12 protein-coding genes are annotated in these 15,907 nt (G+C 74.0%); 4 read left to right on the top strand and 8 right to left on the bottom strand.

All coding sequences use genetic code 11. The features are described from left to right. The first annotated feature begins 261 nt into the window (after positions 1–261). From E1284_RS28880 to E1284_RS28865, 4 genes are read left to right on the top strand one after another with little or no spacing between them, the layout of a single operon-like run. The gene (locus E1284_RS28880; RefSeq protein WP_131943312.1) at positions 262–1,440 is read left to right on the top strand and encodes an outer membrane protein assembly factor BamB family protein; all 1,179 of its coding nucleotides are present in this window, start codon (positions 262–264) and stop codon (positions 1,438–1,440) included. 18 nt (positions 1,441–1,458) lie between these two features. Then, a complete protein-coding gene (locus tag E1284_RS28875; RefSeq protein WP_131943311.1) occupies positions 1,459–2,301 on the top strand; it encodes a vWA domain-containing protein in 843 nt (280 codons plus the stop codon). Then, positions 2,298–3,110 carry a protein phosphatase 2C domain-containing protein gene (locus E1284_RS28870; RefSeq protein WP_131943310.1) on the top strand — a complete coding sequence of 271 codons (813 nt, stop codon included), beginning with the start codon at positions 2,298–2,300 and terminating at the stop codon, positions 3,108–3,110. Before E1284_RS28875 ends, E1284_RS28870 begins: the two co-directional genes overlap by 4 nt. Positions 3,111–3,114: 4 nt before the next feature. Beyond that, positions 3,115–4,416 (top strand): protein kinase family protein, encoded by a 1,302-nt coding sequence (locus tag E1284_RS28865; RefSeq protein WP_131943309.1) that lies wholly within the window; start codon positions 3,115–3,117, stop codon positions 4,414–4,416. A gap of 6 nt (positions 4,417–4,422) precedes the next feature. Here E1284_RS28865 and E1284_RS28860 read toward each other — a convergent pair whose 3' ends face one another. The 8 genes from E1284_RS28860 to E1284_RS28825 all read right to left on the bottom strand — a co-directional run. Continuing rightward, positions 4,423–4,860, bottom strand: coding sequence for a hypothetical protein (locus E1284_RS28860; protein WP_131943308.1), 438 nt, complete (start codon positions 4,858–4,860; stop codon positions 4,423–4,425). A gap of 2 nt (positions 4,861–4,862) precedes the next feature. Next, positions 4,863–8,765 carry a tetratricopeptide repeat protein gene (locus tag E1284_RS28855; RefSeq protein WP_131943307.1) on the bottom strand — a complete coding sequence of 1,301 codons (3,903 nt, stop codon included), beginning with the start codon at positions 8,763–8,765 and terminating at the stop codon, positions 4,863–4,865. Next, entirely contained in the window at positions 8,765–10,006 is a 1,242-nt protein-coding gene (locus tag E1284_RS28850) for a hypothetical protein (protein ID WP_131943306.1), read from the bottom strand. Before E1284_RS28850 ends, E1284_RS28855 begins: the two co-directional genes overlap by 1 nt. Further along, positions 10,003–11,802 (bottom strand): hypothetical protein, encoded by a 1,800-nt coding sequence (locus E1284_RS28845; RefSeq protein ID WP_131943305.1) that lies wholly within the window; start codon positions 11,800–11,802, stop codon positions 10,003–10,005. The genes E1284_RS28850 and E1284_RS28845 overlap by 4 nt, the downstream gene beginning before the upstream one ends. Further along, entirely contained in the window at positions 11,799–12,746 is a 948-nt protein-coding gene (locus E1284_RS28840; protein ID WP_207924005.1) for an AAA family ATPase, read from the bottom strand. Before E1284_RS28840 ends, E1284_RS28845 begins: the two co-directional genes overlap by 4 nt. Beyond that, positions 12,743–13,702 carry a hypothetical protein gene (locus E1284_RS28835; protein ID WP_131943304.1) on the bottom strand — a complete coding sequence of 320 codons (960 nt, stop codon included), beginning with the start codon at positions 13,700–13,702 and terminating at the stop codon, positions 12,743–12,745. The genes E1284_RS28840 and E1284_RS28835 overlap by 4 nt, the downstream gene beginning before the upstream one ends. After that, positions 13,699–14,166: a hypothetical protein gene (locus tag E1284_RS28830; protein ID WP_131943303.1), complete on the bottom strand. Its 468-nt coding sequence runs from the start codon at positions 14,164–14,166 to the stop codon at positions 13,699–13,701. Before E1284_RS28830 ends, E1284_RS28835 begins: the two co-directional genes overlap by 4 nt. A 132-nt stretch (positions 14,167–14,298) precedes the next feature. After that, the coding region (locus tag E1284_RS28825) for a MinD/ParA family ATP-binding protein (protein WP_424923510.1) at positions 14,299–15,907 on the bottom strand (1,609 nt) is incomplete at its 5' end.

The following is a 15,907-nucleotide window of genomic DNA, read 5'->3' as shown; positions in this document are numbered from 1 at the left end:
GCCCTGCCCAAGACCCCCGCACCACGTGACGCCGCCGAATCACGCGAGCCCCCCGACTCGCGCGAGCCCCCCACACCATTCGAGCCCCACACACCACGCGAGGCCCCGGCACTACGCGAGCCCCACGACCCACACGAGGCCCGTGCACCACGCGAGGTCACCGAATCGCGCGAGGTCCGCGCACTACGCGAGGTCCCCGCACCACGCGAGGTCGGCGAATCGCACGAGGCCCGTGCACCACGCGAGCCCCACGCACCACGCGTGGCCTCCGCACCACGCGAGGTCCGCGCATTACGCGAGGTTGGCGAAGCGCGCGAGGTTTCCGGGGCGCGGCGGGTCGTCGGCCACCGCGAGCCTCCGATCACGCTGGCCGACGACGTCCCGGCGGGCGCCCGCTCCTCGCGCGACACGCCCGCCGAGGAGGACGGCCCGGACGGCGAGCCCTGGATCTTCCTCGCCGGCGGCATGATCGGCGCGCCGCCGGTCCTGTACCGCGGCCTGGTGCTCGCCACCAGCCTCGACGGCGGCCTCTACGCCCTCGACGCCGCCACCGGGCGGCTCCGCTGGCGGCACGGCACCCCGGACATGATCGAGTCGGGGCCCGCGGTGCACGACGGCACCGTCTACATCGGCGGCCGGGACGGGATGCTGCGCGCGCTCGACGCCGCGGACGGCACGCCGCTGGACAGCCGGCACGTCGGGGACGTCCTCGGCTCCACCCCCGCCGTCGACGCCGACTCGATCTGCGTGGGCACCGGGACCGGCGAACTCCTCGTGCTGGACCACGACCTGCGCGTCCGGCACCGCGTCGGCGCGGGCGACATCGTGGACTCCGCGCCCGCGCTGCTCGGCGGCCGGGCGTACGCGGGCACGTCCGACGGCGTCCTCGTGGTCGACCGGGCGACCGGAGAGTCCCGGACGTGGCGGGTGGGCGACACGGGCGGCTGCGATCCCGCCGCGGCGGGCGGGGCCGTCTATATCGGCACCGCGGAAGGCGAGATCTACTCGCTCGACGCCGTGACCGGTGCCGTCCGGTGGTCGTTCGGCACCGACGGCGCGGTCGTCGCCCGCCCCACCGTCACCGCGGAGGCGGTGTACGCCGGCAGCAGCAACGGGTACCTGTACGCGTTCACCGCGGCGGAGGGCCGGGTGCGGTGGCGGGTGCGCACGGGCGGCCCGGTGACGGGCGGGGCGACGGCGATGTCCGGCGCCGTGTACGTCGGCAGCCGGGACCACCGCCTGTACCGGATCGAGGGCGCCACCGGCGTCGTCCGGTGGCGGTTCGACACCGGCGGCTGGATCGACCGCTGCGCGCCCGCCGCCGGGGACGGCCTGGTCTACGCCGGGACCGCCAACGGTCACCTGCACGCGGTCGGCATGCGCACCGGACGGGGGGTCCCCGCGCCGCTGCGCGAGACCGACGTCCGGCTGGAACTGTGACATCGAATGGGAGCCGAGATGTACGAAGCCGAGATCAATCGGGCGACGCCGACCTGCGTGGTGTTCCTCGTCGACCAGTCCACCTCGATGCGCGGGCAGATCGGCGGCGACGACCAGGCCAAGCGGGACGTCGTCGCCGGCTCCCTCAACCGGCTGCTGGACGAACTGATCCACCGGTGCGTCCGCAACGGCGAGGTCCGCGACTTCTTCCAGATCGGGGTGATCAGCTACGGCCGGACGGTGGGTCCCGCCCTCGGCGGCACGCTGGCCGGCGCGCAACTGGTCACGGTGAGCGAGCTGGCGCACAACCCGATCAGGATGGAGAGCCGGCGGATCCGCAGGTCCGACAACGCGGGCGGCTACTACGAGTACGACAACGAGATCCCCGTGTGGGTGGACGCGGCCTCCGACGGCATGACCCCGATGACGGGCGCGCTGAACCAGGCCCACGACCTGCTGAAGTCGTGGGTGGACGAGAACCCGCGGAGCTATCCGCCGATCGTGCTCAACATGACCGACGGTGAGGCCACGGACGGTGACCCGTCCCCCGCCGGGCAGCGGATCCGGTCGCTCACCACCCACGATGGCCCCGCGCTCTTGTTCAACCTGCACATCTCGTCGGAGAAGCTCTCCCCGGTGCAGTTCCCCGCCTCCGCGGACGACCTCACCCGCAACGGGCGGAGGCTGTTCGAGATGTCCAGCCCGCTGCCGGACCGGATGCGCGCCTACGCCGCCGCGGAGCTCGGCCTCGGCGTGCACCAGGGCAGCCGGGGGTTCGTCTACAACGCCGACATCGACTCGATCGTGCAGTTCCTCGATGTCGGGACCCGGCAGACCTACCACCAGAACGGGGCGCGATGAGCACCACGGCGGCCCGGCGGCGGGGCGGTGAGATCGCCGTGCTCACCGTGCCCAAGGACGGCTGTGCGGCGGCGGAGAACGAGGACGCCTGCTGGCCGCCGGAGTCCACCGCCGCGCACGGCCCGGTACTGCGACTGGCGCTCGCCGACGGGGTCGCCGACAGCTACCGGCCGGGCCCCTGGGCGCGGGAGATCGTCCGCGCGTTCGGGACCCGCGGGCCGCTGCGCGCCACCACCGACGCCGCCGAGTTCACCGAGGTCCTGCGGCGGCTCTGCGCCGCGTGGGCGCCGCGGCTGCGCGGCCAGGTCCGGGAGGAGGGCGCCGACCGGCGGATGGAGTGGTGGGAGAAGCGCAAGCTGCGGTCGGGGTCGGCGGCGACGGTGCTGGCGGTGCAGGTCCGCGGCAACGGCGTGTGGACCGCCGCGGCGCTCGGCGACAGCTGCGTCTTCCAGGTCGACCGCGACTGCCGTCCGGTACTGGCGTTCCCGCTGGACGATCCGCGCGACTTCGATGCGGCCCCGGCCACGGTCGCGAGCGCCGACGCCGACTGGGACGCGCTGCACCGGCGGGTCCGCCTGCACCGGGGGACGTGGGCGTCCGGCGACCGGTTCTTCCTCGCCTCCGACGCCCTCGCGGCATGGGTGCTGCGGCGGCACCAGCACCACCCGGGCGCGTGGCGGGAATTGGACGAGGCCGTCGACGCCGGAACCGCCGACTCCGCGGAGTTCTCCCGGTGGGTCGGCGACCGGCGCCGGGCGGGCGCGATGCGCGACGACGACGTCAGCGTGATCCGGCTGATTCCCGCGTAGCGCGATGACCGGCGACTCCTTCACCGCGACGTCCTACCTCGCGTCGTTCCAGAACCCCGGCAGGTGCCTGCGCGACCCGGAGCTGCGGGGCGGCACCGTGGACCGCCCCGGCGGCGGCCCGCTGCGGCCGATGGACGGCGGCGGGTTCAGCAGCATCTTCCGGGTCACCTCCGCTGACCGGCGCAGGAGCTGGGCGGTCAAGTGCTTCCTGCGTCCGACCGCCGAGCTGTCCGCCCGGTACGAGGCGATCGGGGCGGCGCTGGAGGGCGTCACCGACTTCTGGAAGGTCGGCTTCGGCTACGACCCCGAGGGGCTGTTCCACCTCCCGCAGAACCGGTGGGTGCCGACGCTGAAGATGGCCTGGGTGAACGGGACGTCGCTGATCCCGTGGTTGGAGGCCCGGCTCGGCGACGAGGCGGCGCTGCACCGGCTGGCGCTGGAGTTCACCAAGGTCGCGGGCGCGCTGGAACGGGCCGGCATCGCGCACGGCGACCTGCAGCACGGCAACATCATCGTGGTGGCGGGCGACCGGATCCGGCTCGTCGACTACGACGGCATGTACGTCCCGGCGCTGGCGGGGTTCCGGATGCCCGAGTGCGGCATCCCGCACTACCAGCCGCCCGACCGCGACCGGCGCGGGTACTTCGGGCCGGCCGCGGACCGCTTCTCCGCCCGGGTCATCCGGCTCAGCGTCCGCGCCGTCGCCGCGGAATCCGGGCTGTGGGGACGGCTGCACGAGCCCGGCGGCGAGTACCTGATCCTGCGGGACGGCGACTTCGCCGCGCCGGACGCCTCGGAGGCGTTCCGCCTGCTGGCGGCCAGCCGGGACCCGTGGGTCCGGGAGGAGACGGAGCAGCTGCTGCGGGACATCACGACCTCTCCCGAGGAGATCCCGCCGCTGCGGCCGCTGGACGGGGCGGGACCGGCCCCGAAGGTGGCGGGGCTGCCGGCCTGGATGCGCCGCCCGGACGAGCGCGCGGCCGCGTCCCCGCCGCCGTCGACGCGAGCCGAGCCCCCGTGGCCGACTCCGGAGCCGGACGAGGCCGAGCGGGCCACGGCCGAGGACGTGGTGACGCCGCCGCTCCCCTTCCCGGCATGGCCGCAGCTTCCGTACGCGCCCTCGTCGACCGACGACGAGTCCACCGCCGCGCCCGCCGAGTGGCGGGCGGCCGCCCCCGGCGAGCCCGTCGAGCCGCGAGCGGCCGCACCCGTCGAGCCCGCCGGGAGCGGTTCCGGCGCGGCGGTGTTCGCCCTGGCGGCGGTGGTCGTGGCGGTACTGCTGGCGGTGTGGTTCCTGGCCTTCTGAGCCGCGTCAGGCGTCGCGCACCTGGTCGCGGTCGATGCTCTGCACGACGTCGCCGGTCACGACGCCGCCGCTGGTGAAGGTGCCGAACCGGGACTGCTGATACACGGTGATCCGCGGGTGCGCCTGCTCGGACCGCAGCAGCGGGGCCAACTCCTCGTCCCGGAACCGGGCCAGGACCCGCGCGAGGTCCGGGTGCTCCGCCATGCGCGCGGACAGCCGGGACCCCAGGAACGCGGCGCTTCGCTCCGCCGCGTCCGGGCCCCTTTCCTTACGGGTCTCGATCAGGATCGCCCGCGCCTCGCGCAGATCATCGGGCAGTTCGTCGGCGTCCTGCGAGCCGGCGTCGCGCAGGGCTTCCGTCAAGGCGTACAGGATCTGGTGCCAGACGTCCGTCAACATGGCGGTCACCAGGGACCTCGCCAGCGCCGCGACCAGTGGCTCCACCGTCAGCTCCCGCTCTCGTCCTCGACCCCACGGTACGACCCGGCGAGCGAATCACGCAGCTGCCGCAGGGCCCGGGTTTCGTCATCATCCGCCCTGCCCCCGTCGGCGACAAGGTCGGCTTGGATGCGCATCGCCTCGTTCACGGCGTCCAGTGCGTCCGCTCGTCGGCCGGCGGCATCGAACTGGATGGCGGCATCTCTGAGCATCCTCACCATGGACGGCAGGACGAGAGGGTTCTGCGCCGCGAGCTCCCGACCTATCGCGATGGCTCTGCCGCTGCTCTCCAACGCCTCATCGAAGCGGTGATCGGCATGCAGTTGGAGGGAGAGCAGCATGAGGGAATTGGCGAGTGCGGGCCGGAGGCCGCCATGCCGTCCGACGGACTCCTCATAGATGGCCACGGCCTCTTGCGCGGCATCGATGCCCTCCCTGTAGTGGCCCAGCTCGCCCAGGCTGACGGAGAGATTCGTCAGCGCCGCCGCCAGGTCGGCATTGTCCCGAGGGTTGTCGAAGGTCAGTGCACGGAAGATGCCGACGGCTTCTTGAGCGCTGGCCCATGCCTCGTCCATTGACCCGACGGAGTTCAGCACCCGCGAGAGGTTGACCAGGCTTGTGCCGAGAAGGCCGGTGTACACGCCGGGCCGTTCGTGCGCCAGCTGCCGATGGGTGTCGACGGACTTTCGAGCCGCCCGCACCGCCTCATCGTTCCTGCCGACCCGTCCCAGAAGCACCGAGTGATTGTTCAGATTGCGCGCGAGGCCCGCCAGGAAGGCGGCCGGCCGCTCCGCGGCCAACCGCCTGTACACCGCTATTGCCTCGTTGGAGGACTCCAATGCCTCGTCCAGGCTGCCCACGCTCTTCAAAGCGGCCGCCAGGTTGTCCAGACACGTCGCCAGCGGGGGCCGGAAGGCCGCGGGATGGTCCGCCGCCAGCTCGCGATAGATCGTCACAGCCTCGCCCGCGGCGAGGAGCCACTCTTCGGACCGGCCCAGTTCACCGAGCCGGTTCCCCAGGTTCGCGAGTGAGGCGGCGAGGTCCGCCTTGAACATCGCCGGGTCGCTCTCGGCGAGCCCGCGGCGGATGGCGACGGCCTCCCTGATCGAGTTCAGGCCCGCCTCCGGCTCGCCCAGTTCCCCCAGCCGGACGGAGTGGTTGTTCAGCGCCGCCGCCAGAGCGGGGCCGTACACGCCGGGCCGCTCAGCCGCCAGGAGCCGGTAGGACACGACGGCCTCCTCGACGACGGCCAGCGAATCGCGCACGCGCCCCATCGCTCCGAGTTGCACCGAGTAGTTGTTCAGCGCGGCGGCCAGGTCGGGGCGGTGGCTCTCGGGCCGCCGGCCCGTCAACGTCCGGTAGATGGCGATGGCCTCCTCGCTCGCGCTCATCGCCTCCTCCAGGCGCCCCTGCTCCTCCAGCCGGACCGCCAGGTTGGCGAGCGCCCCCGCGAGGCCGGCCTCGTACGCGTCGGGGACGGCGGCGGCCAACTCGCGCCGGATCCGCACGGCCTCCGCCGCCGCCTCGACACTCCCCTCCAGCCGGCCCAGTGCCGCCGACCGCAGCGAGTAGTTGTGCAGGTTCGCGGCCATCGCGGGAAGGTGCTTGCCGGGGTCGTTCGCCTCCATGTCCCGGTGGATCGCCACGGCCTTCGCTATCGCCTCCAGTGCGTCCTCGCGCCGCCCGACCGCCGCGAGCCGCGCGGAGAGGTTGTTCAGGGCGGACGCCAGATCGGCCCGGTCGGTGTCCGGCCGGCGGCGGTAGATCTCGACGGCTTCCTGGACGGCTTCGAGACTGGGCCTGCGCCTGCCGAGTTCGGCCAGCGCGAGCGCCTGGGCGTTCAGGCTGGCGGCGAGCTGGGCTTCGAACGCCTCGGGGTGGTCGGCCGCGAGCCGGCGCATGACCGCGACACTCTCGGTGAGCTGCTCCAGGCTCTCCTCGTGCCGGCCCATCCGGCCCAGATTGGCGGACTGGACGTTGAGCGCCCGCCCCAGCCTGTTCACGGCGGCGTCGTCCCGGCTCGCGGCCGAAAGGACCCGGTGGATCGCGACCGCCGACGCGGCGGCCTCCTCCGCCTCCTCGTACATGCCGACGTTCGTGCGCCGCACGGCGAGCCGCTCGTAGAGTTCGGCCTGCCGGGCGGGGTCGCGCGCCGCGGCGGCGAGCCGGGGCCGGATGAGCCGCTCGGCCAGCACGGCGGCGGCGATGGCGAGGTCGATGCGGCCCGTTCGGGGGAGCCGCTCCTCGACGTCCTCCAGGACGTCCGGGTCCGCGTCCGGCATCTCCGCGAGACGGAGCAGCACCGCTCCACCCGCCTGGACCGCCGGGCCGGGGTCCTCCCGCAGGGCTTCGTTCAGCCGTCTCGCCATGTGCGGCCACCGGCGCGCGGTCTCCACGAGCGTCCCCATGGCGGCGGGCCCGGCCGGGCCGGCGAGCAGGGCCGGCAACGCACCGAGAGTCCATGCATCGCCGCGGAACGTGAGGGCGAGGTAGTCTTCCGCCAGCCGATCGGGGGAGATCGGCTGCAGGACCGTGCCGCCGGCGGCGGGCGGATAGCAGCGGGCATGGTCGCGCGCCACCCCCTCGGGGTCTTCGAAGCCCAGTTCCCGCAGCAGGTCCAGCCCCTCGTCCCTGCTCAGGGGACCGGCCAGCGAGGCGACGCAGACGGCACGGGCCATGACCTTGGGCTGGACGGTGATGCCGCCCTCCCGCTGTGCACGCCTCCAGAACGCCTCTTCCTCGGACAGCAGCGTGGACGCGATCGCCGGTCGCCGGTCCCCCCGTTCGAAGGGATCGCCGCCGAGCACCGCGCATAAGGCCGCCATCTGGACGACCAGGACCTGTTCGAAATCGATGTCGAGCCCGCTCGAGACGACCGACGCGGCCGAGTCGTACGGTACCCCGTAGAGGTTCGCGAACCATTCGGCCGCCGCTTGGAACCCCTCACGCCGAAGATCGAGGTCGTCCAGCAACGGCCCCAGCTCCATGGCGGAGGTTCTGATCCGCTCACGCCCGAGGCGGCTGGCCAGTGCCCGCCACCAGGCACCCGCCGGCCGAGCGAGGAACAGGACGCGTACCGGCCGCCGTTCGCCTTCCCCGATGTCGGCGAGCATCTCCAGCAGATCCTCGACCTGCCATGTCTCGGCGTCGTCCACGATGAGGAGCAGCCCTGACGCCCCGTCTTCCACCGGCATGCCCACCGGCTCGGTGCGACTCCGCGAATCCCACTCCCGGGCCGGACGCGCCGCGCGGACCTGCCAGCCCTCCTCACGGCTCACGCGCGCGAACGCCGCGGCGAGCCTCGTCTTGCCCTGCCCGCCCGGCCCGTGCATGAGCATCGCGCGGGTGCCGTCGCCGACCAGCCACTTCCGCAGCGAGTGCAGTTCCATCACCCGCCCGGTGAACGAGACGGACTGGGCGGCCACCGTGAGGACCCGGCTGGGCGCCATGCTCGAGACGTCCAGTGGCTCGGGGCGCTCGGGCGGATAGGGGACGAGGAAGTAGGGCCGCCGGTGCTCGGCGTCCTCGTCCGTCCAGAGCATCCCCGTGGTGGCCGGGACGGGACGCCGCACGTTCAGCGGGATGGTCTGGAACGGCACACCGCCCTGCGTGAGCAGGGTGAGCCGGAGCTCGTCCCCCGGGGCGTCCAGTGCCCGCGCGACGAAGGACACGGGGCCGTACGTCCCGCCGAAGCGATGCACGACGAGGGTGGTGTCACCGGCCGACTCCACGGCGAAGCCCGTACCGCCGTCCAGCACGCAGCCGACCGCGTACTCCTCCTGGGGGTACCGCCAGGAGTCGAGCGGCCCGCCGGTCTCCAGGTCCACGGTGACGCGGTAGCTTCCTCCGGGTTCGACGCGCTCCGGCCATCGCACGACGGGCCGCAGCAGGATCTCCTCGGGGTCGGACATCACGCGTCCTTCGGGGACAGGTGAAGAGTGGTGTCCGGGTGCCCGAAGTAGACGTACATGAAGCTCCAGAAGAACGTCCTGTAGTCGGCCGCGTCGGGCCCGCCGGACTCGCCCGGCGGGCGCCCGATGTGCTGCGCGATGGCCCGCCGATGGTCGCGGAGGTACTCCGCCGGGTTCAGGACGTCCTTCCCCGCCTTCTCCACGAAATCGCTCCCGAAGACGTGGGAGTAGTCGCGGCCGATCTCTCCCGTGGTCGCGATGACGCCGCTCGCCCCCTGGCTGAGGAACTTCTCGACGAAACTGCGCGTCGGGGGCCAGAAGCCGCCTTCACCCTCGGCCGGACGGCCGCTGCCGCAGGCGTTGAGCAGCACGACCGCCGAGTTCCGGCGAAGCACGCGCAACTCGTTCTCCACGAGCCTTTCGAGAAGGACGCCGTTCAGCATGAGGCGGTTGTACTTCGTGCGCTCCCCATGGCAGCGGATCACGAGGAGGGCGAAGTGCGGGCCGTCGTCCATCTCCAGGCGCCGGATGAGCCCCACGAGCGTCGGTTCGCGGTCGGCGACCTCGTACTTGCCGTAGGCGTCCCCGGTGCCGTTGAGGCGCAGCCCGGCATCCTCCATCATCAGGAGGCCGCCCTCCGCCTGCCACGGCACCCCGGCGAACTCCCACTTCTCCCTTCTGTAGGGGACGCTCGTCCAGCGGGTGACGGGGATCATCGTGCCGATCCACCCGGCGGGCCCGGGACGCCCGTCGGTCGGCCAGTGGTGGAACAGCTCCCACGGAAACTCGAAACCCGTCACATCGAACACGATGAGCTTCGCGTTCTCGTTCTTCAACAGGTCTTCGAGCCAGCCGTTCAAGGCGCGCTGGTAGCCGCACCACTCCTTCAGGGTATGGAACAGCTCCTCCCACGTCTCGTCGGAGGCGTCGCCGCGCAGACGGCCCAGCACCAGTTCCAGGGGGGCCTGCCGGCACTCCGGGTCCGCGTCCCCATTGGCGGTCCACAACTTGCCCCGGTAGTGGAAGCAGAGCTCGAAACCGCGCGTCTGCTCCCGGTACGCCTTGACGCAGAGCATCGCGGTGTCCGGGGACCACTCGCCGGCGAGCTTGACCCGGTTGGGCCCGAAGTCCCCGACCAGTTCGCCGAGCACGTTCTCGGCCCGGTCCACCGCGGACTCGGGACGGACGGCGGTCTCCGGCGGCCGGCCGCCGTCGGCCTCGATGTGGCCGCGCATCGTCATCGGCGCCCACCGCCCCGGCGCGGCGCGAGCAGCACCGAGCCGCCCATGGCGTCCGCGAGATCGAACGGCAGCCCGCCGTACAGGCCGGAGTCCGGCGCGAGGACCACGGTCCGGACGCCCGGCAGGGTGCGCAGCGGCGCCGCCGCGGCGAGCGCGTCCCGCACGCCCCGGTCCCGGACGGGGTCGCGGACCTCGCCGAGCTGGCTGTCGTCGAGCGGCACGTTGCCGCGGCCGTCCGTCGCGACTACCAGCGAGACGGGCGTGGGGCCGCGCCGCAGCAGCCGGCGCAGTTCCGCCACCGCCAGCTCCAGGCCGTGCGCGAGCGGCGTCGCGCGGCCCGGCGCCCGCCGCAGCGAGGCCGCCACGCGGGGGTCCAGCAGCGTGCGGGCCCGGTAGCGGACGGCGGACAGCTCCGCCGGGTTGTCCTCGTGCCCGAGTTCGATCACCGACAGCGAGGCGTCGTCGCGGTGGGCGTCGCGCAGGAACGCGGCGAGGCCCGGGGCGCGGTCGAAGTCCCGCCAGCAGGAGTGGTCCAGGACCAGGACGAGCGCGGCGCCCGGTTCCGGCTGCCGGCGCGGACGCCGCAGGTCCGCCGGACTGATCAGCAGGCCGGGGCCCGCGTCGGGGCGGTGGGCCCGCCGGACCCGCTGGAACTTCACCGCCTCCACCACGGTCGCCACGACCGCGATGTCGCGCAGGTCCGGCGCGGGCCGCACGCCGAGGGGACGGCCGCGCAGCCGTCCGGCGCGGGTCCGGCGGCCGGCCGGGATCCGCAGCGCGCCGAGCCGGGGCAGGGCCGCCGGATCGTCCTCCGGATACGGCCAGGGGTCGGGGGCGGCGCCCGGCAGTGGGACGGGGTCCCCGCTCCGCCCGGCCGCCTCCGGCGCGCCCGGTCCCGGCGGCGCCGGCCGCCCGCCCGCGCGCGGCGGCCGGGGCCGGGCCGGCGGCGGGGCGGGCCCCGGCCGCCGCGGCGGCGGTTCCGCAACCGCCGCCGCCGCGGGATCCGGGGGCGCCGCGACGATGCCGAGCAGTGCCGCCGCCTCATCGACGTGCGCCGGTCCCGCGGCGCCGGCCCCCGCCAGCCCCGCGACCATCCGGGCGATCCGGGCCAGCGCCAGGTCGCGGCGCCGGCTGGGGCCCGGCCGCACGAGCGCCACGACGCGCCGCAGGGCGTCGCGGGTCAGCGCGGGCGCGGGCGCGGGTTCCGGCTCCAGCGGCGGCAGTGCCCGCAGCAGTCCCGCCTCCTGCGCGGCGAGGGTCGGCCACGCCGCCGCGTCGGCCGCGGGCGCCCACTCGGCGTGCAGCCCGGCGGCGTCGACCCGGATCGGGAACCGGTCCAGCAGGTGCGCCGACAGGTGCGCGACCTCGGCGCGGCGCGCCGTCGCGAGCCACCAGGTCCGCGGCGCCCAGCGCCGGCTGAAACCCTGCATCTCCACCGCGGCCGTGTCCGCGCCCGCCATCGTCACGATGGTCCGCGCCGCCACCGGGTCGGCCTGGCCCAGCCCCGGGACGATCACCACCGCGCCGTGCTCGGCCGCCAGCGGGCCGGGTTCCATGCGCAGCACCGGCCCGTCCGCGCCCTCCGCGAGCCGGGTCCGGACCCACAGCCCCGCGTCGCCGGACCCGGGGCCGAGCACCACGGTCGCGGGAGGCCCCGGCAGCGTCTCGGCGAGCCGCCGCGCCAGCGGCGGCAGCAGCGACGGGTCCAGGTCGTAGAACAGCACGCCGCCCAGCCGGGGCTCCGCCGCCAGGCAGCCCAGCAGCGTCCGCACCTGGTCGAGCGTGGCCGGCCTCACGCTTTGCGCAACTCCTCCGCGACCCGTGCGTCGTCCTCGCGGCGCCATGGCGGAAGCCGGCCGGAGTCGTCGCTCATCCTGCGGTGCACCAGCGCGGGGCGGGCGACGAATCCGACATGCTCGGTGGTGACCACCTTCGCCCCGGTGATCGCCGCGCGGGCGCGGGCGGCGCGGGCGAGGACGAGTTCGCCGCGGTGCCCGGCCAGCCCGAACGCCTTGGCCAGCCCGGCGCAGGCCTTGAGCACCCCCGGGGCGAACGTGATCTCGCCGACCCGGCCCTTCGCCGCCTCCAGCAGCCTCCTCAGCCTCGCGTCCCGCTCCCTGGCCTCGCGGACCTTCGGCGAGCCCGGGTCGTCCTGGAAGGCCAGTACCGCCTCCATGATCGCGGCGCGGCGCTCGGCGTCGTTCTCCGGCCGCACCTCGGCGACCAGCCCGAACCGGTCGAGGAGCTGCGGGCGCAGGCTGCCCTCGTCCGGGTTCATGGTGCCGACCAGCGTGAACCTCGCCTCCTGCGGTTCCAGCGCGAGGTTGTCGCGGTGCACGTTGAGGATGCCGGTGGAGACCACGTCCAGGATGATGTTCACCAGGTAGTCGTCGAGCAGGTTGACCTCGTCGATGTAGAGGATCCCGGCCTCGGACGTCGCCGCCTCCAGCAGCAGCCCCTTGCGCGGCTTCGCCGTCCCCCGCATGAGCTTGTCGACGTCCCAGCCGCCGAGCACCCGGTCGTCGGTCGCGCCGATCGGCAGCGTGACCGGCAGCTTCTCGGTCAGCATGAAGGTGAACGCGCGGACCGTGGTGGTCTTGGCGGTGCCGCGCTGCCCGGTCGCGAGGACGCCGCCGACCGAGTCGGCGACATAGGCGATCTCCAGGGCCGACCTCAGCTCCTCCTGCCCCACGATCATCGAGTACGGCAGGACGATGGACGCGGGATCCAGGGCGTTCACTTCTGTTCCTTATGCACGAGGTAGCTCTCGTTCGGGTTGCCTGCGAAGGGCAGGGCGTCGCGCAGTGGAACGCCCTGCCGCCAGTGGTCGCACCACGCTTCATTCAGCTCCCGCTCCGCCTCGTGGGTGGTCGGGAGGTCCACGCGCAGAGCGCCGAACAGCTCCGCGCGGTGCAGGTCGAACGCCACCGTGACGCTCTCGGCGTACGCCAGCGCGGCGTGCACGGCGCCGCGGTAGGACGTCCACGCCAGCACCACCGGGATCAGCGTCAGTGACCACCACGGGCCCGACCCCGACAGCAGCGCACCGGTCGCGACGGCGGTGAGGGCCATGGTCACCGCCATCCGGCCCGCCAGGTCGAGGCTGTCGCGGCGGTCGTCGACGAGTTCGCGGACCCGCTCGCCCAGCAGCGGGTACAGCCGCGGCCACGCGACCACCGGGTCGATGCCGTAGGCCCGTCCGGCACCGTCCTCCATGGCGGTCAGCACGTTGCCGAGGGCGGTCGCGCGGAGGAGATGCGCCGGCCGGGGAAAGCGGCGCCGCAGCTCATGGCCGCTCTCGCCGGCCTCTTGGAGCTGCGCGGGAGTCAGCCCGGGGCCGGACACCACCGCCCTGGCCATGAGTTCGTTCTTGCGGGCCTGCTGCCCCCTCAGCAGCCTGCCCCGTCCGGGCCAGGCCGGCCCGGCGCCCTCCAGCATGCGCATCATCGCGAGCTGGAACGGCTGGAGCACGACCGCGACCACGGTCAGCGCGAGGATCAGCAGGAGGACCTCGCCGAGGCCGAGCCCGGACGCGGTCTTCCACGCGTCCGCGAACCGCAGCGGCCCCCACGCCCCCGCCCAGACCAGGAGCAGCAGCCACAGCGCCGCCGCGTAGACGGGGAAGTAGCCGATCAGGAAGAAGCGCCGTCCGAACCCCGCCTCGGACGATGCCTTGGCGACCGCGTCCAGCTTCACCGGACGACCTCGACGGACTCCATCGGCCCGTGGCCCGCCGCGCCGCACACCGGCAGGGAGCGGTCGTCGTAGTAGAGCCGGTACGCGCTCTCCGGGCAGCCGGCCCGCCCGCACTCGAAGCGCAGCAGCGCGTAGCGGGTGGAGCGGCCGGGCAGCCCGGCGCGCTCCGCCGACCCGAGGTCCCCGGCGGAGGCTCCGGCGGTCCCGGAGTCGGTGACGCACTTCTCCCGGACGGCGACCGCCACCGGTTCCCCATCGCAGCGGATCAAGATGCGCTGGAGCGCCGGATCCCGCTCGAACCGGGCCTTCAGCCGGTTGGCCAGCAGGAAGACCTCTCCGTTGTCCCGGCTGTAGGCGGACTCCGCGTCACAGGCGGCGGCGGCGAGATCGGCCCGGCCGCGGACCGACGGATCGGTCCACGGGGCGAGCTTCAGCTGCTCGTCCGCCAGCTCACCGTCGTCCATCCGCATTCCCCCGGCCGCGCACGCTCACGGGCGACACTCTGCCACCCCTTGGACGGCCGGACACGGGAAAAGGACTCACACCGTAACGGCCGCTATCGGCCTCGCGCGCCGGGCTGGACGACGGCCCGCCGGCTATTGGGGGCGTTGGAAGGCGAAGCCGTCGCCGACCACGGCGGCCAGGGTGAGGTACGCCTCGCGGGTCGCGGGGGCGAGCTGCTCCAGCTCGACCTCGGCGCCCTCCTCCAGGTGGTCGTCGTAGGGGATGCGGACGACGGCGCGGCAGCGGCTTTCGAAGTGCGCCTGGAGCTTGTCGAGGTCGACCTGGCTGCGGGTGCGGTTGCGGACCATCGACAGGACGACGACGCCGTTGCGGACGAGGTGGCCGTGGTCGTGCGCCTCCAGCCAGTCCAGGGTCGCGCTCGCGGAGCGGGCGCCGTCCACCGACGGGGAGCTGACCAGGACGAGCTGGTCGGCGAGGCTCAGCACCCCCGCCATCGCCGAGTGCAGCAGGCCGGTGCCGCAGTCGGTGATGCAGACCGAGTAGTACTGCTCCAGGACGACGGCGACCGCGGCGTAGTCCTCGGCGGAGAACGCCTCGCTGACCGCCGGGTCGCGGTCGGACGCGAGGATCTCCAGCCGCGCCTCGTTCTGCGAGGTGAACGCGCGCACGTCCGCGTACCGGTGGATCTGGTCGCGGTTGTTGAGCAGGTCGCGGACGGTGGCGGCCGTCTCCAGCCGCACCTTGTCCGACAGCGTCCCGCGGTCGGGGTTGGCGTCGACCGCGATGACCCGGTCGCCGCGGAAGGAGCCGAGCATCGAGCCGAGGCCGGTCGTGGTGGTCGTCTTGCCGACGCCGCCCTTCAGCGACATGACCGCGACCCGGTGGTGGCCGCCCGCGACGGGCGTGCGGGCGCGGCCGATCAGGTCCTTGCGGCGCAGCTCGCCCTGCGACTCGCCCGGGTGGACGTTGCCGGCGGTCGCCTTGTAGATGGCGCGGCGCCACCCCGACGACGGCGCTATGCGCCGCTCGCCCAGGAGGTTCTCGGAGCTGAGGCTGTCGGTGTTCTGCGGCTCCTGCGGCGGGGCGGGCTGCCCCTGCGGGGCCATCTGGCCGTGCGGGCCCCCGGCCGGGTAGCCGTACCCCTGGTAGGGCTGCCCGGTGTTCGGGTCGATCGGCACGTACGGCTGCCCGGTGTTCGGGTCGATCTGCTGGTACGGCTGAGCGGCGGCGTTCGGGTCCTGCGGGTAGGGCTGCCCGGTGTTGGGATCGATCGGCTGGTACTGCGGGTACGGCCGGCCCGCGTTCGGGTCCGCCGGCGGGGCCGGGGGGAACTGCGGCGGCGCGCCGTTGGCGTCCGGAGGGTAGGGCCGGCCGGCGTTCGGGTCCATCGGCGGGTACGGCTGGGCGCCCGCGTTCGGGTCCATCGGCGGGAACTGCGGCGCACCGGCGTTCGGGTCCGCGGGCGGGAACGGCTGGGGGCCGGCGTTCGGGTCCATCGGCGGGAACTGCGGCGCGCCCGCGTCGGGGGCCAGCGGACGGCCCGTGTTCGGGTCGATCGGCACGTAGGGCTGCCCGGACTCGTCGGTGTCCTGCGGGTAGGGCTGCCCGGTCGCGGGGTCGATCGGCTGGTACTGCCCGCTCGCGTCCTGCTGCGCGTACTGGTCGGACGGGTAGGGCGGCAGCTGGTCGAACGGCGGGGCGGCGTTGCCGTTGGCGTCGTACGGCGACTGCTGCGGCCCC

Source organism: Actinomadura bangladeshensis (genome assembly GCF_004348335.1).
In the GTDB taxonomy this organism is placed as follows: domain Bacteria; phylum Actinomycetota; class Actinomycetes; order Streptosporangiales; family Streptosporangiaceae; genus Spirillospora; species Spirillospora bangladeshensis.
This window is presented reverse-complemented; position numbering and strand designations above follow the sequence as displayed.

Bases quoted from the DNA above. Each gene is read 5' to 3' on its own strand.
- E1284_RS28875 (WP_131943311.1), top strand. From the start codon at position 1,459: ATGTACGAAGCCGAGATCAATCGGGCGACGCCGACCTGCGTGGTGTTC.
- E1284_RS28870 (WP_131943310.1), top strand. From the start codon at position 2,298: ATGAGCACCACGGCGGCCCGGCGGCGGGGCGGTGAGATCGCCGTGCTC.
- E1284_RS28865 (WP_131943309.1), top strand. From the start codon at position 3,115: ATGACCGGCGACTCCTTCACCGCGACGTCCTACCTCGCGTCGTTCCAG.
- E1284_RS28855 (WP_131943307.1), bottom strand. From the start codon at position 8,765: ATGTCCGACCCCGAGGAGATCCTGCTGCGGCCCGTCGTGCGATGGCCG.
- E1284_RS28850 (WP_131943306.1), bottom strand. From the start codon at position 10,006: ATGACGATGCGCGGCCACATCGAGGCCGACGGCGGCCGGCCGCCGGAG.
- E1284_RS28830 (WP_131943303.1), bottom strand. From the start codon at position 14,166: ATGGACGACGGTGAGCTGGCGGACGAGCAGCTGAAGCTCGCCCCGTGG.